Source organism: Streptomyces sp. NPDC096132 (assembly GCF_044763345.1).
Classification (GTDB): domain Bacteria; phylum Actinomycetota; class Actinomycetes; order Streptomycetales; family Streptomycetaceae; genus Streptomyces.
Genome location: NZ_JBIWGA010000022.1, coordinates 1 through 24,425, shown reverse-complemented (window position 1 = coordinate 24,425; position 24,425 = coordinate 1). Strand labels below are relative to the sequence as shown.

Below are 24,425 nucleotides of genomic sequence, written 5' to 3'. Positions count from 1 at the left end.
TCCGCGTCACCAGTTCAGCAGCGCGGCCAGCCGTTCCCGATGGTGGGCGGCGCCGCCGAGCAGCACCGCGTCGGACTGGGCGCGCCGGAAGTACAGGTGGGCGTCGTGCTCCCAGGTGAAGCCCATCCCGCCGTGCAACTGCACGCACTCGGCGGCGACGGAGACGAACGCCTCCCCGCACCACGCCTGTGCCACCGCCGCCGCCTCGGCCAGCGCGCCCGGTGAGCCGTCGGCCCGGACCGCGCGCACCACGGCCGACCGTGCGGCCTCGACCTGGAGCAGCATGTCGGCGCAGGTGTGCTTGACCGCCTGGAAGCCGCCGATCGCCCTGCTGAACTGGGTACGGTCGCGCACATGGGCCACTGTCATGTCCAGGGCGGCCTGTGCGCCGCCGAGCTGCTCGGCGGCCAACGCCACCAGGCCCACGTCCAGGGCGCGGGAGACGACGTCCGCCCCCTCCCCGCCGGCGGTCAGCGCCCGGGCCCGGGCACCGCCGAAGGTGACCACCGCCTGGCCCCGGCTGAGGTCCAGGGTGGGCACCCGGCGCACCGTGACCCCCGGCTCGCGTGGGTCGGCCAGGAAGAGGTCCACGCCGTCGGTCCCGGCCGCGGCCACCACCAGCGCCTCGGCGTCGGCGCCGTCGAGGACGAACGGCGCGCTACCGTCCAGCAGGGGGACGCCGCCCCGCCAGGAGACGGCCACCGGCACGGACTCGGCTCGCCACGTCCCGTCGGGCGCCGCCACCGCCAGGGCATGCACGGTTCCCCCGGCCAACCCGGCCAGCGCCTCGTCGGCCGTACCGCAGTCGGCCAGCACCTGCCCGGCGAGCACGGTGGACGACAGCAGCGGTACCGGTGCCAGCGTCCTGCCCAGCTCCTCGCAGACCGCGGCGATCTCGGCGAGGCCGCCGACGCCTCCCGCCGCCTCGGGCAGGCCGAGCCCCGCCAGGCCGACCTGGCGGCCGAGGGTGTCCCACAACGCGGCGTCGACGCCGGGGGCCTCCTCGGACAGTCGGCGTACCGCGGCGGTTCCGCCCGCGTCCGCGCACACCGACCGTACCGTCTCGCGCAGGTCCTGCAGCTCGGTGTCCGACAGTGCCCTGCCCTCGGTCACGGCGCTCGTCATCGTGCGCTCCCGCTCTCTTCGTGTCGCTCCCTCAGGGCACTGTGCGCGGCCGCCATCCGGGCCACCGGCACGCGATGCGCGGAACAGGAGACGTAGTCCAGCCGGAGGTCGTCGCAGAACGCGATCGACTCCGGATCCCCGCCGTGCTCACCGCACACGCCCAGCTTGATGCCGGGCCGCACCTCCCGTGCCCGCTCGGCCGCCAGGCCGACCAGGGCGCCCACCCCGTGCGGGTCGAGCCGCGCGAACGGGCTGGCGGTCAGGAACCCGCGCTCCTGGTACGCGGCGAGCACCTGCCGTTCGACGTCGTCCCGGGAGAACCCGTAGGTGAGCTGGGTGAGGTCGTTGGTGCCGAAGGAGAAGAAGTCGGCGTGCTCGGCGAGTTCGCCGGCCAGCAGGGCGGCCCGGGGTGTCTCGATCATCGTGCCCAGCCGGTACGGGACTTCCACCCCGGTGCGGGCGGCGACCGCGTCGGCGGCGGAGCGTACGTACGCGGCCGCGGCTGCGAGTTCCTCCGGCAGGCTGACCAGCGGGATCATCACCTCCAGCTGCGGCCGGACCCCGGTGGCGGCGACATCGGCCCAGGCGGTGAAGAGCGCCTCGGCCTGGGCCGGGTAGAGCCGCTCGTGCAGCAGCGCCAGCCGCACCCCGCGCAGCCCGAGCATCGGGTTCGCCTCGCGCAGTGCGGCGGCCCGCTGCTCCTCGGCCGCGTCCAGGGCCTGCCCGGGGGCGGGCAGGAACTCGTGCAGGGGCGCGTCGAGCAGGCGCACGGTCACCGGGCGTTCCCCTACGGCGGCCAGCAGCGCGTGGAAGTCCTCGTACTGGGCGCGCTCCAGCGCCAGCAGCGCCTCGTCGCGGGCGGCCGGATCGGCGGCCAGAAGCACCCGGCGGATCAGCGGCAGCCGCTCCCCGAGGAACTGGTGTTCCGTACGGCACAGCCCGACCCCCTCCGCACCCAGGGCGAGGGCCGTCTCCACCTCGGCGGCCGTGTCGGCGTTCACCCGCACACCCAGCCGGCGCGTACCGTCCGCCCACTCCAGCAGGGTGGACAGCTCGGGCGGGGGGCCCGCGACACTGACGCTCAGCGTCCCCGCGTAGACCGCGCCGGTACGGCCGTCCAGCGAGACCGGGTCGCCCTCGCGCACCACCCGCTCCCCGAAGCGGACCGTCCCGGCGGCCAGGTCCACGCGCAGCCCTTCGGCGCCGCACACGGCGGGCTTGCCGGCGCCCCGCGCCACCACGGCGGCGTGCGAGGCGATACCGCCGCTGCCGGTCAGCACGGCGGCGGAGGCCAGCATCCCGGGGACATCCGCCGGGGTCGTCTCGGCGGCCACGAGCACGACCCGGGTGCCGTCCGCGGCCAGTTCGAGGGCCCGTTCACTGGAGAGCACGACCGCTCCGGTCGCCGCCCCCGGCGACGCGGGCAGCCCCTTCGCGAGGAGCTCCTCCGCGCCGGTCAGCCTGAGCTGGGGGTGCAGCAGTTCCTGCACCTGGGCGGGTGTGATCCGCCGTACGGCCTCCTGACGGCCGAGTGCCCCGTCTCGGGCCAGGTCTGCGGCCAGACACACCGAGGCGCGTAGCGGCGGGCGGTGCTGTGCGGAGGCGGCGAGCAGGGAGATCTCGTCGTCACGCACCTCGAAGTCGACCGACACCGGCGCGCGCAGGTGCCGCTCCAGGGTGAGCAGGGAGTGCTCCAGGACAGCGGTGCCGCCCGCGAGCCGGTCCAGCGGTTCACCGGTGTGCGGCGGCGGCGCGCTGCGGCGCACTCCGCGGAAGAAGGAGCCCCGGGGGGAGAGACGTCCGGTCTCGGGATCGCGACTGACCGCCGTGCCGTAGCCCGAGTGGTCCGCCGGGCCGATGCGCAGGGCCTGCACATGCAGGGCGACGGCCAGCTCGGCAGGCAGCCGCTGGGTCCGGCGGGACCTCTTCGCACGCGGCGAGTCCCACCGGGCGAGGAGGGCACGGGCGGCCAGCGAGAGCTGCTGCGCGGGGTCGTCGGGGAAGGGACGGATGCCGTGCTCCGCCACCAGGGACAGCAGCACCTTCGCCCGTGCCCGCGGTCCGGGCGTGTCCAGGAGGGCGTCGTCGAGCAGTGCGCCGGGCACGTCGAGGGCGTACTCGGCGATCACACGCACGGTGCCGGCCCAGACCTCGTACAGTGCCTCCTCACCTCCGATGACGGCGCACAGGTCGTCGGCACCGGCGGGGGAGACGCCGAGACAGGCCAGGTCGGGCGGCAGACCGGCGATCTCCCTCGGCGCGCTCGCCGACAGACGCAGCAGCAGCGGCCGGGCCGTGTCCCCGATGCGCCGCCCCGAGAGCTGCTCGACCAGCTCCACGGCGGCTTCGGCGGTGCCGGGTTCGCACAGCGACGCGGCGGCGCGGGCGGGCACGGTGAGCCCCGGCACGACCGGCAGACCAAGGGCCACCAGCCGGTCCATCGCCATGCCGTGCACGCCCAGTTCGTCGGCATCGAGGCCCCGGCTCCGTCCCTGCCCGTAGGGCACCAGGATCCGGCCGGGGGACCCGGAGGTCGCGCAGGGTGCGGAGGCCGGGGAGGTCTCCTGCGACGCGAGGGCCGATCCGGACGGGGCGAGCGCGTCCGCCTCGCGGTCGGTGACGCTCAACCCCGGCTCCTTGCGACCAGCTCCTCTTCGCGCGCCTCGTCCTCGGCCCGGCTGATGCCCAGCACGAGCAGCAGCTCCTGGTGCAGCCGCATCCACACCGTGTGGTACGAGTCGCACAGCGGCGAGGCCAGCCACTGCGGGGCGCCGTCGTCGAAGCGCTCGAGGGCGTCCTCCAGTGCCGACAGGTACCGTCCGCTCCCCGCAAGCACCCGGTCCAGTCGGCGCAGCACGGGCTGGATGGCCTCGTGCACGTCCTCCAGCGACTCGCGCACCCCGGCGTCGTAGACGTCGTCCGAGTGGTCGTTGACCGTGCCGTCGGGTCGGCACTGCCATGCCGTGCACACATCGCGGATCTGCCGGTTGACCGGCAGGAACGACTCGTACGCCGCGGTGATCCGCTCCTCCTGCTCGGATCCCGCCGGAACCCGCAGGATCTGCGCGACGGCGGACTTGGCGCGCTCGGTCGGCAGGACCACCGGTCCCTTCACCATCGCGAGACCGGCGTCGACCAGCGGACGGTGCTCGGACTCCGGCCGGTCACGCCACATGCCACGCAGAACGAGATCGACGACGGCTTCGGTGAGGGGCTCTTCGGACGCGTCCGGAAGGTTCACGGCAGCAGATTGCATCGCCACACCCTTGGCTCGGTTCGGTGTTGCCCGGAGGTTACGCCCCGGCAGGCAGGTTAGTGAAGAGGAACTCAAGAAACACTTTTCGCGGCGAGGAACGACGCCATGCGGTCCTGGGCCTCCCGGCCGTCCGCCAGGGCGGCGATCGACCGGGCCTCGTCGGCGAGGTGGCGGCGCAGATCCTCACCGTCGCCGGCGCGCAGCAGGCCCTTCGCGGCGCGCAGTGCCTCACCGGCGCCGGCGGCCAGGTCGGCCGCGGTCCGGTGGGCCGTCTCGTCCAGTTCCCCGTCGTCCACGCACCGGGAGACCAGGCCCCAGCGTTCGGCGTCGTCTCCGGTCAGGACCCGGTTGGCCAGGATCAGATCCGCCGCCCTGCGGGGGCCCACCAGGCGGGGCAGGAGCCAGGACGCCCCGCAGTCCGGTGTGAGGGCGATCGCCGTGTACGCCAGCCGGAACCGCGTGGAGCGGGCCGCCAGGACGATGTCGCCCACGAGGGCGAGGCCGACCCCGCCGCCTGCGGCCGCTCCGCGCACGGCGGTCACCAGCGGCACGGGCAGGTCGTACAGGGCCTGTATCGCGGCGTGCGCGGCGCTCGCCACGGCGTGCACATAGCTGCCGGTCTCCCTGCCGCGGCCGGCGAATGCGCGCAGGTCACCCCCCACGCAGAAGCTGCCGCCCGTCGCCCGTAGGAGGACCGCGCCACCCGGGTGGGCGGTCACCTCGAAGGCCGCGTCCCGCAGTGCCTCGGCGGTCCTGAGATCCAGCGCGTTTCCTCGGCCGGGATCGTTCAGCCTCAGCTCGACGACTCCCTCGGGATGGCGGACGATCCGGACCGGGTCGGAGCTCGCGGTAGGCCTCATGGGGTCTCTCCTGTCGTCTTCCCGTCGACGGGGCTTCCCGGCAAGATACTGAAGACGCTATACAGTTTCTAGGAGCCGACGGGTGACGGTGCCCGTACGCCCGTCGACGGGAGGTCCCGTGCCCATCCAGTTCGATGTCGATCCGACCGTCGCCCAACTGGCGGAAGCCACCCGGGCTTTCGTGCGCGAGGTGGTGATCCCGGCCGAGCGCGAGTGCGGCGGGTCCGTGCACGACGCCCCCGAGGCGGCGCGGGAAACCCTGCAGAAAGCCGCCCGTGACGCGGGTGTGTTCGCTCCACACGTACCGACGCGATGGGGCGGGCACGGGCTCGACCTGCGCGGACAGGCGGTGGTGTTCGAAGCGGCGGGCTACTCGCTGCTGGGACCGCTGGCGCTGAACTGCGCGGCCCCGGACGAGGGCAACATGCACCTGCTGGAGAAGGTGGCCACCGAGGAACAGAGGCAGAAGTACCTGCGTCCGCTCGCCGCGGGCGACACGCGTTCCTGCTTCGCCATGACCGAACCGGCGCCGGGAGCGGGCGCGGATCCCCGCGCCCTGCGCACCACCGCGACCCGGGTTCCCGGCGGCTGGCGTATCGACGGGCGCAAGTGGTTCATCACCGGTGCCCACGGAGCCGGCTTCGCCATCGTCATGGCCCGCACCTCCGGCAGCCCCGGCGACCCGGGCGGCGCCACCATGTTCCTGGTCGACGCGGGCACTCCCGGGATGCGTCTCGTCCGCAGCATCGAGACGCTGGACGAGTCGCTCTTCGCCGGGCACGGCGAGATCGTCTTCGACGGGTGCGTGGTGGGGGAGGAGCAGGTGCTCGGCGGGGTGGACCGCGGTTTCGAAGGCGCCCGGATTCGGCTGGGCCCCGCCCGGATGACCCACTGCATGCGCTGGCTGGGGGCGGCACGCCGCGCCCAGGATGTCGCGCTGCAACGGGCGGGGAGCCGGATGGCGTTCGGCTCGGCGCTGGGCGACCTGGGCATGGTCCAGCAGATGCTGGCCGACTCCGAGATCGACATCGAGGCGAGCCGCGCGCTGATCCTGCGCACCGCCTGGGAACTGGACACCGGCTCCGCAGCCGCCTCGCAGCTCACCTCCGTGTCCAAGACCTTCGTGGCGGAGGCGGTGAACCGGGTGGTCGACCGGGCGGTGCAGATCTGCGGAGCCCTCGGCATCTCGGCCGCCGACGCCCCGTTGGCCCGGCTGTTCAGGGAGGTGCGGCCGTTCCGGATCTACGACGGCCCGTCGGAGACGCACCGCTTCGCCATCGCCCGCCGCGCGGTGCGACCCTACCGGCAGCCGTGCACGGCTGCCGCCGACGACTGACGCCGCCGCCGACGTGGGAGGTGTCCCGGGGCCGCCCGCCCGGGGTTCGCACCCGCGCACGAGATCCTGCGCGAGCACGGCTCGCCGCCCGTGCCCGTGACCGCCTTGGCGGACTCGGCAGCAAAAGCCGCTCCGTGTCGAGCGCGCGGCCGGGTCGCTCGTCCGCAGAGGGGTCGGCTTCAGCTCCGGGCCCGAGAGTGGCTTTCCGGCTTGTCGTCGCTGCTCCCCGCGCTCGTCACAATCGCGCTCACGAGGACGTCGAAAAGATGATCGGCGCGCGGCGCGAGTGACGGCTGATCGTTGAGCCAGGCGTTAAGGACGCACTTGATGGCTGTACCATCGCGTTCCATCCCCTGGTCTCGTCATTTCGGGCTGTTCACGGGTCGAGGGGCTCCGACAGGGGCGGCGTACCCGGACGGGGCCCGCGGGTGCGTCTCACACCGTGATGCCTCCGTCGACGGGCAGGACTGCTCCGGTGATGTACGAGGCGCGGTCGCTCAACAGCCAGGCGGCCGCTTCGGCGACTTCGTCGGGGTCGGCGGCGCGCCGCAGGGGGGTGCGGGCGTTGAGCCGCTCGACGATGGTGGGCTCCCGGCCGGCCCACCGCCGCATCATGGCGGTCATGGTTGTGCCGGGAGCGATGGCGTTGATGCGGATGCCTTCCGGCCCGTACTCGGCGGCTGCGGTCTGGGTGAGGCTGTTGACCGCCCGTTTGGCGGCGGAGTAGGGCCCCAGTCCCGGGTTGCCCACCAGGCTGCCGACACTGCTGTTGTTGACGATCGCGCCAGTTCCGGACGTCCGAAGGATCGTCCGGACCTCAGCCGCCATCGCCAGCCAGACGCCTTTGTAGTTGATCGAGGTGACGACGTCGAAGTCGCCTTCGGGCACCTCGGCGAGGGACGCGTGGGGGATGGTCATGCCGGCGTTGTTGAAGGCGACGTCCAGCCGTCCATGGCGCTCCACCGCAACGTCGACCGCGTTCTGGACACTCGCGGCGTCGGCCAGGTCGGTCACCACATAGCTGGCGGTGCCGCCGGCCCCGCGGATTTCCTCGGCCACGCCGCTCAGTTCGGATTCGCTCCGCGAGGCCAGGAGGACGATGGCGCCTTCCCGGGCGAACAGCCGTGCCGCGGCGGCGCCGATGCCTCGACCGGCGCCGGTGATCAGTGCGACCTTGTCCGCCAGGAGCCCGCCAGGAGCGCGGTCCGGACCGTTGTTCGGTGTCGTTGCATTGCTCATGCCGGCAGCCTGCGGCCGTTTTGCCGCGCCAGCCAGGCACGGCCGGTACCTGGCTGGCCCGCGTGGACGACGGGACACTGGGCGTGTGGACAAACCTGAACTGGCGGATTTCCTGCGCAGCAGGCGCGAACGGCTGCAGCCCTCGCATGTGGGACTGCCGGCCGGACCACGACGGCGCACGCCCGGTCTGCGCAGGGAGGAGGTCGCCCAGCTCGCCCACATCTCAACGGAGTACTACACCCGCCTGGAACAGGCCCGCGGCCCCCACCCCTCAAGGCGCGTGCTGGCGGGCATCGTGCGTGCGTTGCGCCTGTCCGACGCGGAACGCGACCACCTCTACCACCTCGCGGGTGAGCCCCCCGGCCCGCCGCCCGGCCCGCCCCGCGAGGTGCGGCAGAGCATCCTGGACCTCATCGACCGCCTGCCACAGGCCGCTGCCATTGTGCTCGACACGACGTACGAAGTGATCGCCTGGAACGCCCTGGCCGCCGCGCTCCTGGAGGACTTCTCCGCACTGGCACCACGCGAGCGCAACCTCATCCGGCGTCACTTCCTGCACCCCGACCCGGCACAACGGCATTACGGCCTGTCCGGCGAGGAAGTGTTCGGCCTGTTCGCCGCCGGCCACCTGCGCGCCACAGCAGCTCGCTACCCCGACGACCCAGGAATCCGCGCCCTCGTTGACGAACTGGCGAGTGGCAGCGACGAGTTCGCCCGCCTGTGGACCTCACACCAGGTACGGACCGCCCGCCACCTCCACAAAACGATCCACCACCCGGTGGTCGGACCGATCACGCTGAACTGCGATGTCCTCGTCGTCCCCGACCAGGACCAGCACGTGGTCATCTTCACCGCCGAACCCGGCTCCCCCTCCGACCAGGCCCTGCAACTCCTCTCCGTCCTCGGCACCCAGAACATGGATATCGACACATAGGCCACCCAGCCACTGCGCTCGATATTCGATGTGCACCCAGCAACATCGGAACGCCACAGAGTGAAGCCCCACGTCAACCCCCGAAGGACTTCCACGCTCCACCACTTAAGCCCGGGAGAGGGCCGCCGCGGCGCCCGCGACCGTCATCACCACCAGGCCTTGGGACATCAACACCAGCGCCTTCGGAGTCGTGCAGGGTGACCCGTCAAGTGAGAGGCCTGCTGGTCTCGGCGTGATCGAAAACCCGGCACCGCGCCTCCGATGTGTCAGCGCTCAAGGAGATCGCCGTGCCGGTGGACGTGCTCGGATCGGCCGTGTCGGTGTCCCGCCGCGGCTCCAGCACGGGCGGCGCGGTCAAAGGCCGGGCGTGGGTGTCGGACTCCCTGCTCCCCGGGAACGGTTCCACCCGCTGAGGAGTTCGACGCCTTGGAGCAGGGCGGAGTGGTCGAGCCTTTCGTCTCCGCGGGCCACGGCGGACGCCAAGAGCTGTGCGGCGACGCTGCCGAGGGGGATGGCGGCGCCGACGGCACGTGCGGTATCGGTGACGATGCCCATGTCCTTGTGGTGAAGGGCCATCTTGAAGCTGGGCGTGTAGTCACGCCGCAGGAAGTTGTCCCTCTTGCGAGTGAGGACGTTGGAGCCGGCGAGGCCGCCGCTCAGTACGTTGAGGGCGGCTTCGAGATCCGCGCCCGACTTCTCCAGGAAGACCACGGCTTCCGCGCACGCCTGCATGTTGATCGCGAGAACCAGCTGGTTGGCGGCTTTCACCGTCTGACCGAGACCGTGGGCGCCACAGTGCGTGATGGTCCTGCCGAGGGCCTCGAAGACGGGCTTCGCCTCCTCGAAGTCGTCGGCTTCACCACCGACCATGATCGACAGGATGCCTTCGGTCGCTCCCGCCTCACCGCCGGCGACCGGGGCGTCCAGGACTCGGATTCCGTGGGCGGCGGCGTTGCGGGCGAGTTCGACCGAACTCCGTGGAGCGATGGTGGACATGTCGATAAGGAGCGTCCCCGGGCGGGCGTTGGCCAGAATCCCCTCAGGGCTGTAGGCGACCTCCTCGACCTGGGGTGCGTCCGGGAGCATGGTGATCACCACGTCGGTGTCGCGGACCGCTTCCCGTATCGAGTCGGCCGTTCGTCCTCCCGCCGCGAGCAGCGGCCCGGCCCTGCCTTCGCTGCGGTTCCAGCCGTACACAGTGTGTCCTGCCGCGCACAAGTTGACAGCCATGGGGCTGCCCATGGTGCCGAGGCCGAGGAAACCGATCGTCTTCAAGGGGAGCTTCCTTTGTGAGGGCGAAGGGGGGGCAATATCAGGGCAGGAGCAGCCGCTCCAGGTCTGCGGGGGGTCGGCGGCCGACCAGCGAGCGGGCTGTCGTCCAGGAGCCGGTGTCACCGGCGAGGATTCCACCCAGCAGATGACCGTTGCGTGGGCACAGGAGGACCTTGGCGTAGCGATCGGAGCCTTCCGAGAAGACGGCTTCGATCGCGGGGCCGTCGTCGGGATCGGTGACCTCGCCGAAAGTGGCGATGCTCGCGCCGAGAAGCTTCAGGGTGGTCGAGGCATCGGTGCCGATGAAGGGCTCAGGAGCGTGCCCAGTCAGCTGGCGTGCCACGCTGTCCGCCATGCGGTATCCGGGAGCGACGAGGCCGTGACAGCGTCCGTTCACGGCAGCGCACTCACCGATGGCCCAGACTCGTTCGTCAGCGGTGCGGCAGAGATCGTCGACGACGATGCCGCCTCGTTCGCCGCGCCGGAGGCCCATGACTTCGGCCAGTTCGTCACGTGGCCGGATGCCCGCGGCGAAGACCACGACGTCGGCCTCCAGAACCGTCCCGTCCGAGAGCGTGACGGCACGCACCTTGCCGGCGGGCCCGGCGTCGATCGAAGTCGTGGCGGTACCGCAGTGCACCCGCAGGCCGAGCTCGGTGACATGGCGCAGCAGTATGAGTGCGGCGCCCGCGTCGAGTTGCGTCGGCATCAGGTGGGGGCCGGTTTCCACGACATGCGGGCGCATGCCGAGCAGGCGCAGGGCGTTCGCCGCCTCAAGGCCGAGCAGTCCGCCTCCGACGACGACGCCCGACCGGCCGGGGCGCGCGGCGGTGCGCAGGGCATCGAGGTCGTCGAAGGTGCGGTGCACGAAGCAGCCGGGCAGGTCGTGGCCGGGCACCGGGGGGACGAACGGACGCGAGCCGGTGGCCAGGACCAGGGCGTCGTAGGGGAGCCGGTCACCTTGGGCTGTCCTGGCGGTCCGTGCGGTGCGGTCCACGGAAACGACCGGGCAGCCCAGGAGAAGATCCGTCCGCGGGTCCTGGAACAGGTCTGCTCGGGCAAGGGTGAGGTCGGCCTTGCTCTTGCCGCTCAGGTACGAGGAGAGGCCGACGCGGTTGTAGGCCGGGTAGTGCTCCTCGCCCGCGATGACGATGTGCCAGACGCCGTCGGTGTCCAGGGCCCTGAGCCGGTCGACGAACCGGTGGCCGACCATGCCGTGCCCGACGACGAGGAGTGTCCGCGTCACGCTGCCTTCTCCACTTCGCTTCGGGTCTCGCGTGCCCAGACGCCGCACAGTTCTGCCACGGACCGGCTGCAGCCGCCGCACCCCGTGGTGGCCCGCGTCCTTCCGGCGAGCTCCGTGACGGTGCGGGAACCCGCCCGCCATGCCTGGAACAGCGTCTGCTTCGATACGTTGTTGCACAGGCAGACGGGAGGGTCGTTGTTCTCTTCGGTGCCCTGCGACGTCGGCTCGGGAGGCAGGTCCAGCAGTAGGCCGAGCCGGTCGGAGGGAAGCCGCTGCCCGAGCCGGTGGAGCAGTCCGATCGTGGCGATGGCCCGCGGCAGACCCAGCAGTACGGCGGCGACGACGCGTTCGTCATGCAGAGCGAGACGTGCGTAGCGCCGACCGAACTGGTCGGTGAGGCTGATCAGCCGGGTACCAGGCCGGCGCAGATCGGTGAGTGATCCGATGGTCAACACATCTGCCGCTTCGGTGCGCAGGCGCAGTGCGGAGGGACGAGGCCTGTAGCTCCCGGCGCGACAGGTGAGGATCTCGGCGAGGGCCTCGGCCTGCTCCCACGCGGCACGGGGCCCCGCCATGACATGCCCGTCGTACTCGGCACAGTCACCGATGGCGTACACCTGGGGGTCGCTCGTCCGCAGCCGGTCGTCGACCACGATCCCGTTGTGCACGTTCAGACCGGCGTCAAGAGCCAGCCGGGTGTCGGGGACGGCTCCGGTGCACAGCATGAGGGTTCCGGCGCGCAGCGCGGTCCCGTCCTCCAGGAGGAGATGGCCGGGTTCGCGCCGCACAGCGGTCCTCCCGCCGAGCACGGTGATCCCTGCCCGCTCCAGTTTCTCGGAGAGCATCGCGCCGCAGATGTCACCCAGCCGTGCCTGCAGCGGGTGCGGGGAAGCGCAGACCAAGGTGGTGTCGACACCTTGGGCGGAGAGCGTGCTCGCGGTTTCGACCGCGAGGGCGCCCTCGCCGAGGACGACCACCGTGTCCGAGGTGATGCGGACCTCTGGGAACGACGTGCCCAGCGCGACGACGCCTTCCGTCAGGTCCCCCTCGGCGCTGACCAGACCGGGGATGCCGGGAATCAGGGGCCGTGCTTGTGGAGCGAGGACCAGCGTGTCGTAGGAGTACGCCGTTGTGGCCCCGTTCATGTGTGCCAGTACCCGGCGCTGTCCCCGGTCGAGGGCGGTGACCGCGGCGGTCGGATGGATGAGTGTCGGGGCCGGGCACGGCGTGCCGAAGGCGTCGAGGGCGTACGGGGCGGTGGCACCGGGCTGGGACGATGGCCTGCGGCGAGAGGTTTCGGGGTCGGTGACCAGCGTGGTGAGGGTTCCCTCATGTCCGTGGTGGCGCATCCGTTCCGCGAGCCGCTGGGCCACCGCCCCGTCGCCGACAACAAGGACGTTGTTCAAGGCGTCACTCCTCGCGAAGGGGCGATCCGCACGGCGCACACCTTGAACTCGGGCATGCCGCTGCGCGGGTCGAGAGCGGGGTGGGTGAGCAGGTTGGCCCGGCCCTCGTCGGGAAAGTGGAAGGGCAGGAACACGGTGTCCAGGCGCATCGTCCCGTCCAGCCTCACCCGGGCCGTCATGCTGCCGCGCGCGGAGGAGACCAGCGCGAGGCTCTGCTCCTCGAGGCCGTACAGGGCCGCGGTGTCGGGATGTACTTCGACGAACGGCTCGGGAACGGCCTCGGTCAGCTCGGCGACGCGGCGGGTCTGGGTGCCCGACTGGTAGTGGGCCAGAACCCTTCCGGTCGTGGCGTAGAGGGGGTGGACGGAACTGATCTCCTCCGCCGGCCCGCGATGGTCCACGTCCGCGAACCGGGCCCGGCCGTCGGGGTGGGCGAACCGGTCCAGGAAGAGCCTCGGCGTGCCGGGGTGCGGCTCCCGCGTGTGCGGGCAGGGCCAGTGCAGGACTTCCCCGGCGTCCAGACGCTCATAGGAGATCCCGGAGTAGTCGGCCCTTCCGCCCCGGGACGCGGCCCGCAGCTCTTCGAACACCTCTCGCGGATCGGTCGGGTAGCGGTTCGCGGGCTCGTCCAGCCGTACGGCGAGATCGTGCAGGACCCGGAGATCACTGCGTACCTCCGGTGGAGGCGGCAGCAGCGCCCGGCGTCGCAGGACGCGGCCTTCCAGGTTGGTCAGGGTCCCCTCCTCCTCGGCCCACTGCGTGACGGGCAGCACCACATCGGCCATGCGCGCTGTTTCGGACGGGACGAAGTCGGCCACGACCAGGAGATCGAGCGATGCGAGCCGCTGGGTCACATGCGAGGCGTGCGGTGCCGAGACGGCGGGGTTGGAGCCGAAGACCAGCAGTCCCCGCGGCCCCTGGTCGCCACCGAGCGCGTCGAGCAGCTCGTAGGCGCTGCGCCCCGGGCCCGGCAGATCGCTCGGTGTCACGCCCCACACACGGGCGACATGGGCTCGGGCCGTCGGATCGGTGATGGAGCGGTAGCCGGGCAACTGGTCGGCCTTCTGCCCGTGTTCCCGACCGCCCTGGCCGTTGCCCTGCCCGGTCAGGCACCCGTACCCGCTGCCGATCCGGCCCGGAAGGCCGAGAGCGAGCGCGACATTGATGAACGCGGCGACGGTGTCGGTGCCCTTGCTGTGCTGTTCGACACCGCGGCCGGTCAGGACATACGCGCTGCGGGCCGCGGCGAGCATCCGGACAGCTCGGCGCTGTGCGCTCGCGGGAACGCCGGTGATCTCCTCGACCCGTTCCGGCCACCATGCCGTCGCCCGTCGCGCCGCCGAGTCGAAGCCGAGAGTGTGCTCGTGGACGTAGTCCCGATCGACCAGGCCGTCCGCGAGGGCGATGTGCAGCAGGCCGAGCGCGAGGGCGAGATCGGTGCCGGGTGTGGGTTGCAGGTGAAGCGCCGCGCGCTGGGCCGTGGCCGTGCGCCGAGGGTCCATGACGATCAGTTCGGCCTGGTCGAGGTGCTGCATCAGCGGCGGCATGGTCTCGGCGACGTTCGCCCCGGCCAGCAGTACCGTCTGCGCGTTCCTGAGATCGGTGACGGGGAAGGGCAGGCCCCGGTCCAGGCCGAACGCCGCGTTGCCGGCCGCGGCCGCGGCCGACATGCAGAACCGGCCGTTGTAGTCGATCTGGCTGGTCCCCAGGGCGAGACGGGCGAACTTGCCCAGCAGATAGGCCTTCTCATTGGTGAGGCCGCCACCGCCGAGGACCGCCACGGAGTCGGGGCCGTGCTGGGCACGAAGGGTGCGCAGGGCCTCGGCCACGGTGTCCAGCGCGGTGCCCCAGGACGCCACGTCGAGCCGACCGTCGGCGCCCCGCACGAGTGGCCGGGTGAGCCGGTCGGCCGTGGTCAGCACCTCGGCGGCGGTCCAGCCCTTGTGACACAGTCGGCCCCGGTTGACCGGGAAGTCCGTCGGCTGCACCTTGACCCCGACGTCCGAGTCACCGCACAGCTGTGTGCCGCATTGCAGGGCGCAGTACGGGCAGTGGGTGTTCGTCTCGGGTACGGACGCGGGCAGTTCAGACACTGCTGGCTTCCTTCACGGCGTCTGTGGGCTTCTTGTCGTCGGTCGCGGTACGGCGCAGGTACACGGCCCGGATCACCACCAGGCACACGATGTAGTAGGCGAGGAAGGCGATGAACGCGGGCGTACCGGAGCCGGCTCCGTCGGTGTAGGAGAGCTTGAACGCGAGGTTGATGGCGGCACCGCCGAGTGCGCCGATGGCGCCGGCGATGGCGATGACCGCGCCGGACAGGCGTCGGGCCCGCACGAAGGCCCCACGCGCGTCGCCACCGGAGGTGACCTCGTGCTCCGCCTTCTTCGCGAAGACGGCCGGGATCATCTTGTACGTCGAGCCGTTGCCGAAGCCGCTGAGGACGAACAGGGCGGTGAAGCCGGCGACGAACATCCCGAAGGAATTCCGCTCCGCCGCGACGATGAGCACGGCGGTGCCGGCGCCCATGCCGAGGAAGGTCCAGAACGTCACCCTGGCACCGCCCAGCCGGTCGGCCAGCAGCCCGCCCAGCGGACGGAAGAAGGACCCCAGGAGCGGGCCGAGGAAGGTGTAGCCCACGGCTTCCCGGGGGGAGGCTCCGAACTCGTTCTGCAGGACGAGGCCGAAGGCGAAGCCGTAGCCGATGAACGAGCCGAAGGTGCCGATGTACAGCAGCGAGATCCACCAGGTGTCGGGATCCCGGGCCGCCTCGCGCTGGGCGCCGGGCGCCGCCCGTACCGTGTCGACGTTGTCCATCTTCCACGCCGCCAGCAGGGCGACGACCACGATCAGGGGCAGGTACACGGCCGCGACGTACGAGGGATGGGTGTCGCCGGCGATGGAGATGACCATGAGCCCGATGAGCTGGACCGCCGCGACCCCGAGGTTTCCGCCGCCGGCGTTGAGGCCGAGTGCCCAACCCTGATGGCGCTGTGGGTAGAAGGCCGTGATGTTGGTCATCGAGGAGGCGAAGTTCCCACCTCCGAAGCCCGCCAGGGCACCGATCAGCAGGAACACCCACAGAGGGGTCCCGGGCCGTTGTACGAAATACACGGCCAGGAATATGGGCACGAGCAGGATTCCGGTGGCGAACACGGTCCAGTTCCGCCCGCCGAAGCGGGTCACCGCGCGGCTGTAGGGCAGACGCAGCAGCGAGCCGACGACGGTGGGCGTGGCCACCAGGAGGAATTTCTCACCGGCGCTGAAACCGAGGCCGATCTCGGGGGACATGAACAGGACGAGGACGGACCACAAGGTCCACACCGAGAATCCGACGTGCTCGGAGAGGACGGAGAGGACGAGGTTGCGTCGGGCGACCCGATGGCCTCCCCGGTGCCAGGCATCCTCGTCCTCGGGATCCCAGCCGGTGAGCCAGCCGCCTTGTCGGGCAGATGTGTGAGCCATGTTCACTCCGAGTGCATGACGGGCTTTGTGGGCACGGAACAGGCCCCGACGAGGGTTCTCGCCGGGGCCCGGCGTTTCTGTTGAGCGCCGCTGTCTGCGGAGAGGGCGGACCGCGACTCAGGTCCAGGGCATTGCCGCGGGAACGGCCTGGAACGGAGCGCCCCGCGCCACCCGGCTCAGAAGCCGAGGTCCAGTGCCTTGACCTTGTCCCGCGCGCGGTCCGGGTGGCTGTCGGGGAAGACGAAGCAGCGGGTGTTCTTCAGCTTGTCTTCCTCGACCTTGGCCGTGGAGAAGATCACCACCGGGACCCGCTCTCCCTTGTTGAGGAAGTCGGCGCGGAAGTCGATGATCGGCGCGTCCTCGCCCCAGCGGCCCAGGAAGTCCTCGACGACGTCCTGGTCCGCGTAGATGCGCCGGATGTGGTGCCCGACATAGGTGTCCGGCTTCTCGCTCGCCCCCACGATCGCGATGTCCTTCCAGTTCGCGTGGGCGACCGTGCCGTCCTCCTCGATGAGGTGGATGGCGACCGGGCACGTGTCGTAGTACGCCTGGATGAACACGACCGCGTCCTCGCCGACCGGGGTGTACGACTCGTCGGCCCGGTCCACCCGGTTGATCCACGCCTGGGCGGTGGAGGCGCCGTCGCCCGGTGCGGGGGAGGGCGTCGGGTGGGTGGTGATCGGGCGCAGGGCCCAGAAGCCGTAGGTCCTGCCGTTCACCTTACCGAAGCCGATGTTGGCGTACCCGGAGGGGAAGTCGGGGTTCGTGAAGGTCGCCTCCCGGTTCTCCACCGGCGTCCCGGCCGCGAGCAGGACGTCGTGGTCGTGGATGCCCAGGACACCGGCGAGCTCGGTGCCGGCCGCGGCGTTGTCCCTCAGCAGCTCCGTGGCGGCCTTGTTGGCCAGCACCACGGCGCCGTCGGCGTCGGTGATCACCATGCCGGGGGAGGCCCAGTTGAACAGGTCGAGAAGCTGCTCGGAAGAGGGGTGGTTGGACATGGGTGTCTGTCTGCCTTTCTCCGGGTTACAGAACCTTGCGGCTGTAGTTGAAGACCTGACCCGTGGGTCCGTTCGACGGGAACTCGGCGATGGCGGCGATCCACTCCGCCACGGTGCGCGGCGACTTGAGCCAGTCCGTTCCGAATCCCGCGTTGATGGCGCGGATGATCTGGTCGTTCACCGCGCCATCCAGCCCGGCCAGCGTCATGGCGGTGGCCACGGGGCCGGGACGTACCTCGTTCGCGACGACGCCGTCGTCGGCGAACTCGACCGAGCACGCCCGCATCAGGGTGGTCATCGCGGCCTTGCTGGCCGCGTACGCCCAGCGTTCGGGCTGGTAGCCGTTGGCCAGGCTCGCACCGACGAACGTCAGTGAGCCGCCGCCGCTCTGCCTGAGCAGCGGGGCCGTGGCCTGGAGGAGATTCAGCGCCGTGCGGACGTTGGTCTCGTAGGTTTCCGCCGCCACCTGCCACTCGACTTTGACGAGGTCGGCGGGATCCGGCGAGGCGCCGGCGTTGAGGACGACGGCCTTGACCCGGCCGTCTGTGGCATCGGCCGCGGAGGCCAGGGCGGTCCGTACGGCGTCGGTGTCACACAGGTCGGCGACGAGGTCGACGTAGCCGCTCTCCTTCGTCAGGTCGGGGTTGCCGCGCCGGGACAGGCCGATCACGGTGTACTTCCGGCGCAGCAACTCCGCCGCCACGGCCGCCCCGATGCCCGACGATGTCCCTGAGACCACCGCCGTCGGGGAGGTGCGCGTGGCCATCAGGCGGCTTGGAAGACGGCCGCGTCGATGGCCTTCAGCGTGCGCATCGACTCAATGTTGATCACGCCCGGGTCCAGCTTCCGACCGTGCAGGCGCTCGATCTCGATGACCATCTGGACGAACTGGAGACTGGTCACCGCGCCCGACTGGATCAGGTCGGTGTCGTCCTGGATGTCGAGCGGCTCCTCGTGCAGGCCGTCGAGCCACTTGCGCAACGACACTATCTTGCTTTCCACTCTGCCCTCTTCCTTCTACTTTGTAATGAACTCGACAGAAAAGTCGGTGGGGTGGGAGAACGACTGGCTCTCCATGCCGAGGCGGTCTCGGGTGATGACCACCTCCGAACAGCGCTGGACGATCTCCTCGATGAGAAGCGAGAACTCCGTCTTCGCGAGCATGGCTCCCGGGCAGGCGTGTGCGCCGACCGCGAAGGGGATCGAGCCCTTCAGGCTTCTGCCGGTCCGGAACCGGTCGGGGTGGTCGAAGACCCGTGGATCACGATTGGCCCCGGCGATCGAAGCCAGTACCGCCGAGTGTCGGGGCACCGTCACGCCCTGGATGTTCAGGTCCTCGGCGGCGAACCGGACGATCGTCTGCACGGGCGGGTACAGCCTGAGGACCTCTTCGATGTAGTCGTCCCGAACCGTCTCGTCGCGCAGTTCGTCCAGACCGAACAGGCCGCGTCCCATGCAGTACACGAGCGAGGTGATGAACGCACTGCTGGTCTCGGTGCCGGCCAGGAAGAACAGCAGCGCCGTGGACCGCACTTCGCTGTCCGTCAGGGAGATGCCCTTGCGGTCCCGGGTTCGCTCGATGGTTTCCAGCAGGGACCGCTCGTCGGCCATCCCGGCGGCCCGTTGCTCCTCGATCAGCCGCAGCAACTCGGCGACGTTGGAGTGCGTCTCGTCGGTCTCGTGGGTGGGATAGTCCAGCAGCCGTGCCAGCGGGCGGGTCAGTTCGTGGAACCGGTCCTCCAGCGAGGCGTCGATGCCGAGGATCGTGCACACGATTCCGTAGGGCACCTTGTGCGCGAAGGAGTTGTGGAAATCGTCGGTCTCGACGCCCGCGATGCTGTCGACCAGGCCACGGATGAGGTCTGGCATCAAGGCCTGTCTGTACTCCGCGATGCGTCCGGCGGACAGAATCGGCGCCAGCAGGGCACGGAAGGCCCGGTGGCGCGGTCCGTCGGCGTCGAGCACGTTGGGGCCGAAGGCGCGTGCACTGGCCTTGAGCGGGTGGTCGGCCACGATCGAGGGGTGGGCGAGCGCCTCCTGCACGGCGGCGTTGCCGGTCACGGCGAACAGCCCCTCGCCGAGCCGGTGCACGTCGGCTTCCCTGGGCAGACGCCGGTACCAGTACGGCTGGGACAACAGGCTCGCCGGGGATTCCGCGGTCGCTATGCCGGGCATGTCACCTGCCCTCCGACCCCCAGACCGCTGATGCCGACCAGCAGCCGCATCGCCGCGAGCCACTCGGCGTCGGTCAGTCCCATGGAACCCGGCGCCGTGTAGAACGCGGTGAGCGATCCGTTCGTGCCGTCGAGACCATGTATTTTGCAGTGGAAAACTGTGGCACCTCGGCGCCCTCCCTTGGGCAAGGGAGGTACGGCTTCGGTTCCAGCAACTCCGACGAGGCCGTCGGTACCGAGGGCCATGCTTCCGAAAACGATGGCTACTTCTGGGGTGAAGTTCCTCCGAAGAAGCTCGAAGGTGAGCTTGAGGCGTTCTTCGGGGTCGCGTTGAGTGGCGTACCGGTCGAGGAGGGCGTTCGCCGCCTCCAGGACCCGCTCTATTCGGCGTTTGCTCTGGATGGATTCGAGTGCGACGGAGAATTTTTCTTCCGTGTGGTTCAGCGTACTCAATTCGATTCCTTGCCTGTGCACGGGTGTGGCACTTGTGGTTCGGGAATCCGGGCGGACGCTCAGGAGTGGTAGCCGAAGCGTGCCGAGAGCTCCCTCTTGTTGATTTTGGTGTTTTCCAAAAGAGGCATCGAGGAGACGAAATGCACCTTGGAAGGCACCATGTAAGCGGGAAGCATTTCCCTGAGGTGGCCTCGCATCTCCAGTTCGGTCATGGCCTTGTGGGGCATTTCGGCGAACAGGATGATGCGCGGTGTTCCACCGCGATCGGAGATCGGCATGATGACCGCTCGGGTGCTGCCCAGACTGCGGACGACCGATTCGATTTCCGCCGGTTCGATGCGATGTCCGGCGATCTTTATCTGAGCGTCCTTGCGGCCGACGAAATGCAGGAGGCCGGAGTCGTCCAGCCGGCCCTGGTCGCCGGTCAGGTAGACCCGGACCTGCTCCCCGTCGACCGTGACGTACCGGAAGACGGCGGCGGTCTGGTCGGGAGCGTTCAGATAGCCGAGGGCGAGACCGGCGCCCCCGATGGCGACCTCGCCCGTCTCGCCCCGCCGGACCGGGGCGCCGTCGCGGACGACGTACACCTCCGTTCCGGGGACGGGGAGGCCGGCCGGGATGCCGGTCGCCGTGTCCGTGTCGGCACCGGTGATGCGGTGGACCGTGGCGAACACACAGGACTCGACGGGGCCGTAACCGTTGTACAACTCGATGTCCGGGTAGGCGTCGAGGAGCTTCCCGCAGTTCGCCGGAGGCGGTTTGTCCCCGCCCAGGAGCACGGCACGCAGCCCGCCCAGGCAGTCGATGTCGCCACCGGCGAGCACGTCGAAGAGCGACGGCGTGAGAAAGAGGTGAGTGGCGCCCCGGTCACGGGTGTAGGCGCGGATCGCGGGCGGCAGCAGCAGATCGTCCTCGTGCACGACAGCGGTTCCGCCGCTGAGCAGCATGCCCCACAGTTCGAGGGCGAAGGCGTCCCAGGCGACTGCCGCCGCGTGAATCATCACCGGGTGCTCGCCGAAGTCGAGGAAGCCGTTTGGGGTGAACAGTCTCGTCGTGGCCCGATGTGGGGACAGAACCGCCTTGGGGGCGCCAGTGCTCCCCGACGTCCAGAAGAGGGTCGCGCAGGCGTCCGGCGGGACATGGGGCAGGACGTCCGGCGCCGGAGCCTTTGGGGCCGTCCGCCGCAACTGCTCGAAGGTGCTGTGGCCGATCCCGCCCTCGTCGAGGCGAGCGGACCCCGCGGTGTCCGCCAGGACGACCGGGGGGCGCATCGTGCGGAGCAGCCGGGTGATACGGGGGACCGGCCACCGCACGTCCAGGATGCCGTAGGCCCCGCCGGCCATGAGGACGCCGAGGATGACGGCGGCCAGGTCCGGTGATCTGCGGGCCACGACCGGGACGATGCTGCCGGGCCGCACGCCCCGGCCGATCAGGTGGTGAGCGATCCGACGGGAGTCGGCGGCGAGTTCCGCGTAGGTGACCGCCCGCTCGGTGGTGACCAGGGCATTCCGGTCCGGGAATTCCCGAGCGACCCGGCCGAACGCCTCATGGATTGTCGTCTCTGGATTCTTCCTGCCGTACATGGTGCTACGCACGATCGAGCCCCCATCGGCGCGGTTGCTGATTAGCGGCGGGATTTCACGGCGGGATTCAGTCGAATTTCATCGAAGAGGGGATTATCGAACCGGGGGCGAGGTCGAGCCGCGGCGGGGCGGAGAACTCCATGAGAACGGCCCCTTCCTCCCCGACGAAGGTGGCCGTGTGCCGCTGGCGCGACGGGATGTAGGCCACGTCGCCGGCGTTGAGCTCGTACTCGGTCCCCTCACAGACGAAGCGGATGGATCCCTCGGTGACGACGACCCACTGCTCGTTCTCGTGCCAGTGTGGCGGGAGGTTCAGGTCTCCGGACTGGTCCGCCACCACTTTGAGGCAGGACATCTCCTGACCGAACGCGAGGCGCCGCGAAAGTGCTATCCCTTCGGCCTTCAGTTCCTCGTGGTCATCCCAGTTGATCTTCATGAGATTTCTCCTTGTGACACACAGGTTTGACGGGTGAGACCTTTTGGGTCAATGGGAGAGTTGCTTTGCTGGATCGTTTTTTACGACCAGACCAGACGGTACGTAATGGCGAAGTTACTTTCAATGGCCGTCTCATATTTTGAGCGTTGTCTCGAGTGTAGAACCATCGTTCGCTGTTGTGAATTGACCGAGATCTCTATTGTGCGCTGCCAGTGCTTGTTGCTTCGGCCGGCTCGGGGGATTGGGGTTCGGGTGTGTACAGGGCCCGATCGGGCAGGCGAATCGCCATGACGACAGGGCCGACGAAGAGGACGAGCAGCGCGTAGAAGGTGGTACGCAGACCGCTCGAATCGGCCAACCAGCCGAACGCGGGGGAGCACAGGCCGCCCGCCGCCATGGCCAGCCCCAGAGTCAGTCCGCTGGCTGTGCCCGGACGATTGGGCAGGTAGTCCTGCGCGAGCGTGACCTGAGCGGCGAACGGCACGAACATGGCGGTGCCGAACAGGGCGGCGCTCGCCACGAGGGCCGGGAATGTCGGGGCCCAGGCGATGCCCAACAGGGCCGGAAGCGCCACTGAGTAGCCGACCCGCACCGAGGTCATGCGCCCGTACCGGTCGCCGACCCAGCCGCCCAGCAGTGTCCCCACGGCGCCGGCCGCGGTGTAGCAGGTGAGCACGGCCGCGCCCGCCGCCGCGGACCGGCCCAGCTCGCGCTGCGCATGGAGGGAGACCAGGGAGGTGACGGTGACGAAGGGGATGGACCACCCGATGATGACGGCCACCAGGTGGCCGAAGGCGCGCCAGTCGTCGGTCCGTCCCGTCCCGTTCGCCGCCGAGGCCGTCGGCGCGGCGGTGACCAGCGGAGTCGCCTCCGTGTGTCCTCGCCACCGCATCCATGGGCCCTTGAGGACCCACAGGATCGCCATGACCAGGGCGGGGGCCGCCAGGAGGTAGCTCCCGTCGAACCCCGCTGATCCGATCACGAGGGTGACCAGTGCCGGCGCCACGGCGCCGCCGACCGTCCCGCCGACGGAGAAGACGCTCATGGCTTTCTGCGATGAGCCGCCGGCGGCGCGGGCCTGGCTCGTGGCGGGCGGATGGTAGGCCGCGATGCCGATCCCCGCCAGTGCGACGCAGAGCCAGGTGGCCACGTAGTTCCCGGACAGCCCGGCCGCGACGACCCCCAGGGCCGCGGTGACGAACCCGGCCGGGACCAGCCAGGTGCGTGGCTTGCGGTCGGAGAGCACGCCGAAGAGCGGCTGGAACAGGCTGGAGACGCCGCTTGCCGCGAACGCCAGGCCGGAGACCGCGGCGTAGCTGTAATGACGCTCGGACATCAGGAACGGCAGCATCGCGGGGATCGCGCCCTGATACAGGTCGTTGACCGCGTGGGTGCCGGTCAGAAAGCCGAGTTGTCCTTTTTTCATGGAAACGTCTGTCCTGTTCGGTGATCGTTGTGTTCAGAACCACTCAGGTACTCAGGTCCTCTGAGGTGTTACCTTAGCGAGCGCCGTGGAGCACGGAAAGCCCTTCCCCGGCAAGGGCGTTGACCACCGCGCACGGCGCATACGCCGTCCGCTCCCGGCCGCCCCGCCGACGACGAAGGGGCCCCACCTGCCGGCAGAGGCACTCACCCCAAGGAGCCTGTGATGAGCATCAAGACCGGTGTCAGGGTGTCAGAAGGGCTCGTCGCCCTGGAGGAGGAGCCGACGCGGCTCGCCGAGACGCTGGACCGCATCTGCACACGGTGGGCCGGGAGGTCGGGCGCTGTGGCGCTGACCGTGCCGCCGCTGTTGCCGGTCGGCGACCTCGCCCTGCTCGACGTCTACCGGAACTTCCCTCAACTCGCCCTCGTCTCCTCCCCTCTGGACGTGGCCGGAGCCGGGACCGAACCGATCGAACGGCAGGCCGCCTCGGGTGGGTTCGGGCCCGCCTCGCTGGGCACGGCGGGCCTCGGCCTTCCCTCCAGCGCCTGCTACGGCGTCTACCTCCACCACCGCAATCGGCAGGTGGCGGAAGACGGGGAACTGGTGACGGTGTCGGCGCAGTGCTTCCGCAACGAGGACCACTTCGACGGACTCCGCCGCCTCAAGGCGTTCCGGATGCGCGAGGTCGTGGCACTGGGCACCCCTGAGCAGGTCACGGACCACCTCGATCACTCGGCCCGCTTCCTGGACGGCCTGTCCGGTGAGATCGGGTTGCCCCTCGAACGCCGTGCGGCCCGTGACCCCTTCTACGACCAGTCCGGACAGCGTGCCACCTTCCAGGAGATCGTCCCGGTCAAGCACGAGTACGTCTACAAGGGCATGGCGATCGCCTCCGTCAACACCCACCACATGTTCTTCGGCGAACGGTGCTCCATCTCCCTGATCGGCGGCGGTCCGGCCGCCACCAGTTGCGTCGGCTTCGGTGTCGAGCGATGGCTCCACGCTCTGGCGGATCACTTCGACGGCGACTGGGGCCGCGCCCAGGATGCCGTCGAGAAGGCCGGGAAAGCGCTGGCCTGAGGAGTGACCGCAGTGGTGGGGGGCGGGGGGGCCCCCCCCCCCCCGCCCGCTCAGCCGCCCCGCGGGGCGCCCCGGCCCCCCGCCCGCCCGCACCCCCCTCCCGCCCCCCGCCAGAGACCGCCGGGGTGGGCGCACC

Annotated in this window: 21 protein-coding genes; 3 read left to right on the top strand and 18 right to left on the bottom strand. The window is 70.4% G+C overall.

All coding sequences use genetic code 11. From position 1 onward, the window contains the following. Nucleotides 1-6: 6 nt before the first annotated feature. The 4 genes from ACIRF9_RS38290 to ACIRF9_RS38275 all read right to left on the bottom strand — a co-directional run bounded on the left by ACIRF9_RS38290 (nt 7) and on the right by ACIRF9_RS38275 (nt 5,241). The gene (locus tag ACIRF9_RS38290) at nt 7-1,125 is read right to left on the bottom strand and encodes an acyl-CoA dehydrogenase family protein (protein WP_403832115.1); all 1,119 of its coding nucleotides are present in this window, start codon (nt 1,123-1,125) and stop codon (nt 7-9) included. Continuing rightward, a complete protein-coding gene (locus tag ACIRF9_RS38285; protein WP_403832113.1) occupies nt 1,122-3,752 on the bottom strand; it encodes a putative PEP-binding protein in 2,631 nt (876 codons plus the stop codon). The genes ACIRF9_RS38290 and ACIRF9_RS38285 overlap by 4 nt, the downstream gene beginning before the upstream one ends. Beyond that, nucleotides 3,749-4,366 carry a hypothetical protein gene (locus ACIRF9_RS38280; protein WP_403832111.1) on the bottom strand — a complete coding sequence of 206 codons (618 nt, stop codon included), beginning with the start codon at nt 4,364-4,366 and terminating at the stop codon, nt 3,749-3,751. Before ACIRF9_RS38280 ends, ACIRF9_RS38285 begins: the two co-directional genes overlap by 4 nt. A gap of 86 nt (nt 4,367-4,452) precedes the next feature. Continuing rightward, nucleotides 4,453-5,241 carry an enoyl-CoA hydratase/isomerase family protein gene (locus tag ACIRF9_RS38275; RefSeq protein WP_403832108.1) on the bottom strand — a complete coding sequence of 263 codons (789 nt, stop codon included), beginning with the start codon at nt 5,239-5,241 and terminating at the stop codon, nt 4,453-4,455. Nucleotides 5,242-5,359: 118 nt separating this feature from the next. On the opposite strand from ACIRF9_RS38275, the gene ACIRF9_RS38270 reads away from it, so the two are divergent. Further along, complete coding sequence (locus ACIRF9_RS38270) at nt 5,360-6,577, top strand: acyl-CoA dehydrogenase family protein (protein WP_403832105.1); 1,218 nt, start codon at nt 5,360-5,362, stop codon at nt 6,575-6,577. A 435-nt stretch (nt 6,578-7,012) separates the two neighbouring features. Here the strand turns inward: ACIRF9_RS38270 and ACIRF9_RS38265 are convergent, their stop codons facing one another. Next, nucleotides 7,013-7,816: an SDR family NAD(P)-dependent oxidoreductase gene (locus ACIRF9_RS38265; RefSeq protein WP_403832103.1), complete on the bottom strand. Its 804-nt coding sequence runs from the start codon at nt 7,814-7,816 to the stop codon at nt 7,013-7,015. 85 nt (nt 7,817-7,901) lie between these two features. On the opposite strand from ACIRF9_RS38265, the gene ACIRF9_RS38260 reads away from it, so the two are divergent. Continuing rightward, nucleotides 7,902-8,750, top strand: coding sequence for a helix-turn-helix transcriptional regulator (locus ACIRF9_RS38260; protein ID WP_403832100.1), 849 nt, complete (start codon nt 7,902-7,904; stop codon nt 8,748-8,750). Nucleotides 8,751-9,104: 354 nt separating this feature from the next. Here the strand turns inward: ACIRF9_RS38260 and ACIRF9_RS38255 are convergent, their stop codons facing one another. The 13 genes from ACIRF9_RS38255 to ACIRF9_RS38195 form a co-directional block, all read right to left on the bottom strand. Beyond that, the gene (locus ACIRF9_RS38255; protein WP_403832438.1) at nt 9,105-10,061 is read right to left on the bottom strand and encodes a 2-hydroxy-3-oxopropionate reductase; all 957 of its coding nucleotides are present in this window, start codon (nt 10,059-10,061) and stop codon (nt 9,105-9,107) included. A gap of 1 nt (nt 10,062) precedes the next feature. Next, nucleotides 10,063-11,268, bottom strand: coding sequence for an NAD(P)/FAD-dependent oxidoreductase (locus ACIRF9_RS38250; protein WP_403832098.1), 1,206 nt, complete (start codon nt 11,266-11,268; stop codon nt 10,063-10,065). Further along, nucleotides 11,265-12,674: an FAD-dependent oxidoreductase gene (locus ACIRF9_RS38245; RefSeq protein ID WP_403832095.1), complete on the bottom strand. Its 1,410-nt coding sequence runs from the start codon at nt 12,672-12,674 to the stop codon at nt 11,265-11,267. The genes ACIRF9_RS38250 and ACIRF9_RS38245 overlap by 4 nt, the downstream gene beginning before the upstream one ends. Continuing rightward, nucleotides 12,671-14,767 carry a molybdopterin oxidoreductase family protein gene (locus tag ACIRF9_RS38240; protein ID WP_403832093.1) on the bottom strand — a complete coding sequence of 699 codons (2,097 nt, stop codon included), beginning with the start codon at nt 14,765-14,767 and terminating at the stop codon, nt 12,671-12,673. The genes ACIRF9_RS38245 and ACIRF9_RS38240 overlap by 4 nt, the downstream gene beginning before the upstream one ends. Beyond that, entirely contained in the window at nt 14,760-16,139 is a 1,380-nt protein-coding gene (locus ACIRF9_RS38235; protein ID WP_403832091.1) for an MFS transporter, read from the bottom strand. The genes ACIRF9_RS38240 and ACIRF9_RS38235 overlap by 8 nt, the downstream gene beginning before the upstream one ends. 176 nt (nt 16,140-16,315) lie before the next feature. Next, nucleotides 16,316-17,137 carry a PAS domain-containing protein gene (locus ACIRF9_RS38230; RefSeq protein WP_403832090.1) on the bottom strand — a complete coding sequence of 274 codons (822 nt, stop codon included), beginning with the start codon at nt 17,135-17,137 and terminating at the stop codon, nt 16,316-16,318. Between the two features lie 25 nt (nt 17,138-17,162). Continuing rightward, nucleotides 17,163-17,903: an SDR family NAD(P)-dependent oxidoreductase gene (locus tag ACIRF9_RS38225; protein ID WP_403832088.1), complete on the bottom strand. Its 741-nt coding sequence runs from the start codon at nt 17,901-17,903 to the stop codon at nt 17,163-17,165. Continuing rightward, the gene (locus ACIRF9_RS38220) at nt 17,903-18,139 is read right to left on the bottom strand and encodes a phosphopantetheine-binding protein (RefSeq protein WP_403832086.1); all 237 of its coding nucleotides are present in this window, start codon (nt 18,137-18,139) and stop codon (nt 17,903-17,905) included. Before ACIRF9_RS38220 ends, ACIRF9_RS38225 begins: the two co-directional genes overlap by 1 nt. Nucleotides 18,140-18,154: 15 nt before the next feature. Continuing rightward, entirely contained in the window at nt 18,155-19,312 is a 1,158-nt protein-coding gene (locus ACIRF9_RS38215) for a cytochrome P450 (RefSeq protein ID WP_403832083.1), read from the bottom strand. Further along, the gene (locus tag ACIRF9_RS38210) at nt 19,300-19,764 is read right to left on the bottom strand and encodes a hypothetical protein (protein ID WP_403832081.1); all 465 of its coding nucleotides are present in this window, start codon (nt 19,762-19,764) and stop codon (nt 19,300-19,302) included. The genes ACIRF9_RS38215 and ACIRF9_RS38210 overlap by 13 nt, the downstream gene beginning before the upstream one ends. A gap of 59 nt (nt 19,765-19,823) precedes the next feature. Beyond that, on the bottom strand, nt 19,824-21,359 hold the full coding sequence (locus ACIRF9_RS38205) for an amino acid adenylation domain-containing protein (RefSeq protein ID WP_403832079.1): 1,536 nt from the start codon (nt 21,357-21,359) through the stop codon (nt 19,824-19,826). A 55-nt stretch (nt 21,360-21,414) separates the two neighbouring features. Next, on the bottom strand, nt 21,415-21,783 hold the full coding sequence (locus ACIRF9_RS38200) for a cupin domain-containing protein (RefSeq protein ID WP_403832077.1): 369 nt from the start codon (nt 21,781-21,783) through the stop codon (nt 21,415-21,417). A 196-nt stretch (nt 21,784-21,979) separates the two neighbouring features. Then, nucleotides 21,980-23,209 (bottom strand): MFS transporter, encoded by a 1,230-nt coding sequence (locus ACIRF9_RS38195; RefSeq protein WP_403832075.1) that lies wholly within the window; start codon nt 23,207-23,209, stop codon nt 21,980-21,982. Nucleotides 23,210-23,431: 222 nt separating this feature from the next. Between ACIRF9_RS38195 and ACIRF9_RS38190 the strand changes: the two genes are divergently transcribed. After that, a complete protein-coding gene (locus tag ACIRF9_RS38190; protein WP_403832072.1) occupies nt 23,432-24,289 on the top strand; it encodes a hypothetical protein in 858 nt (285 codons plus the stop codon). The last annotated feature ends 136 nt before the right edge of the window (nt 24,290-24,425 follow it).

What these genes read in the sequence shown, in the direction of transcription:
- ACIRF9_RS38225 (WP_403832088.1), bottom strand. Translation starts at nt 17,903, where the DNA reads ATGGCCACGCGCACCTCCCCGACGGCGGTGGTCTCAGGGACATCGTCG.
- ACIRF9_RS38195 (WP_403832075.1), bottom strand. Translation starts at nt 23,209, where the DNA reads ATGAAAAAAGGACAACTCGGCTTTCTGACCGGCACCCACGCGGTCAAC.
- ACIRF9_RS38290 (WP_403832115.1), bottom strand. Translation starts at nt 1,125, where the DNA reads ATGACGAGCGCCGTGACCGAGGGCAGGGCACTGTCGGACACCGAGCTG.
- ACIRF9_RS38275 (WP_403832108.1), bottom strand. Translation starts at nt 5,241, where the DNA reads ATGAGGCCTACCGCGAGCTCCGACCCGGTCCGGATCGTCCGCCATCCC.
- ACIRF9_RS38235 (WP_403832091.1), bottom strand. Translation starts at nt 16,139, where the DNA reads ATGGCTCACACATCTGCCCGACAAGGCGGCTGGCTCACCGGCTGGGAT.
- ACIRF9_RS38190 (WP_403832072.1), top strand. Translation starts at nt 23,432, where the DNA reads ATGAGCATCAAGACCGGTGTCAGGGTGTCAGAAGGGCTCGTCGCCCTG.
- ACIRF9_RS38265 (WP_403832103.1), bottom strand. Translation starts at nt 7,816, where the DNA reads ATGAGCAATGCAACGACACCGAACAACGGTCCGGACCGCGCTCCTGGC.
- ACIRF9_RS38200 (WP_403832077.1), bottom strand. Translation starts at nt 21,783, where the DNA reads ATGAAGATCAACTGGGATGACCACGAGGAACTGAAGGCCGAAGGGATA.
- ACIRF9_RS38230 (WP_403832090.1), bottom strand. Translation starts at nt 17,137, where the DNA reads ATGTCCAACCACCCCTCTTCCGAGCAGCTTCTCGACCTGTTCAACTGG.
- ACIRF9_RS38215 (WP_403832083.1), bottom strand. Translation starts at nt 19,312, where the DNA reads ATGCCCGGCATAGCGACCGCGGAATCCCCGGCGAGCCTGTTGTCCCAG.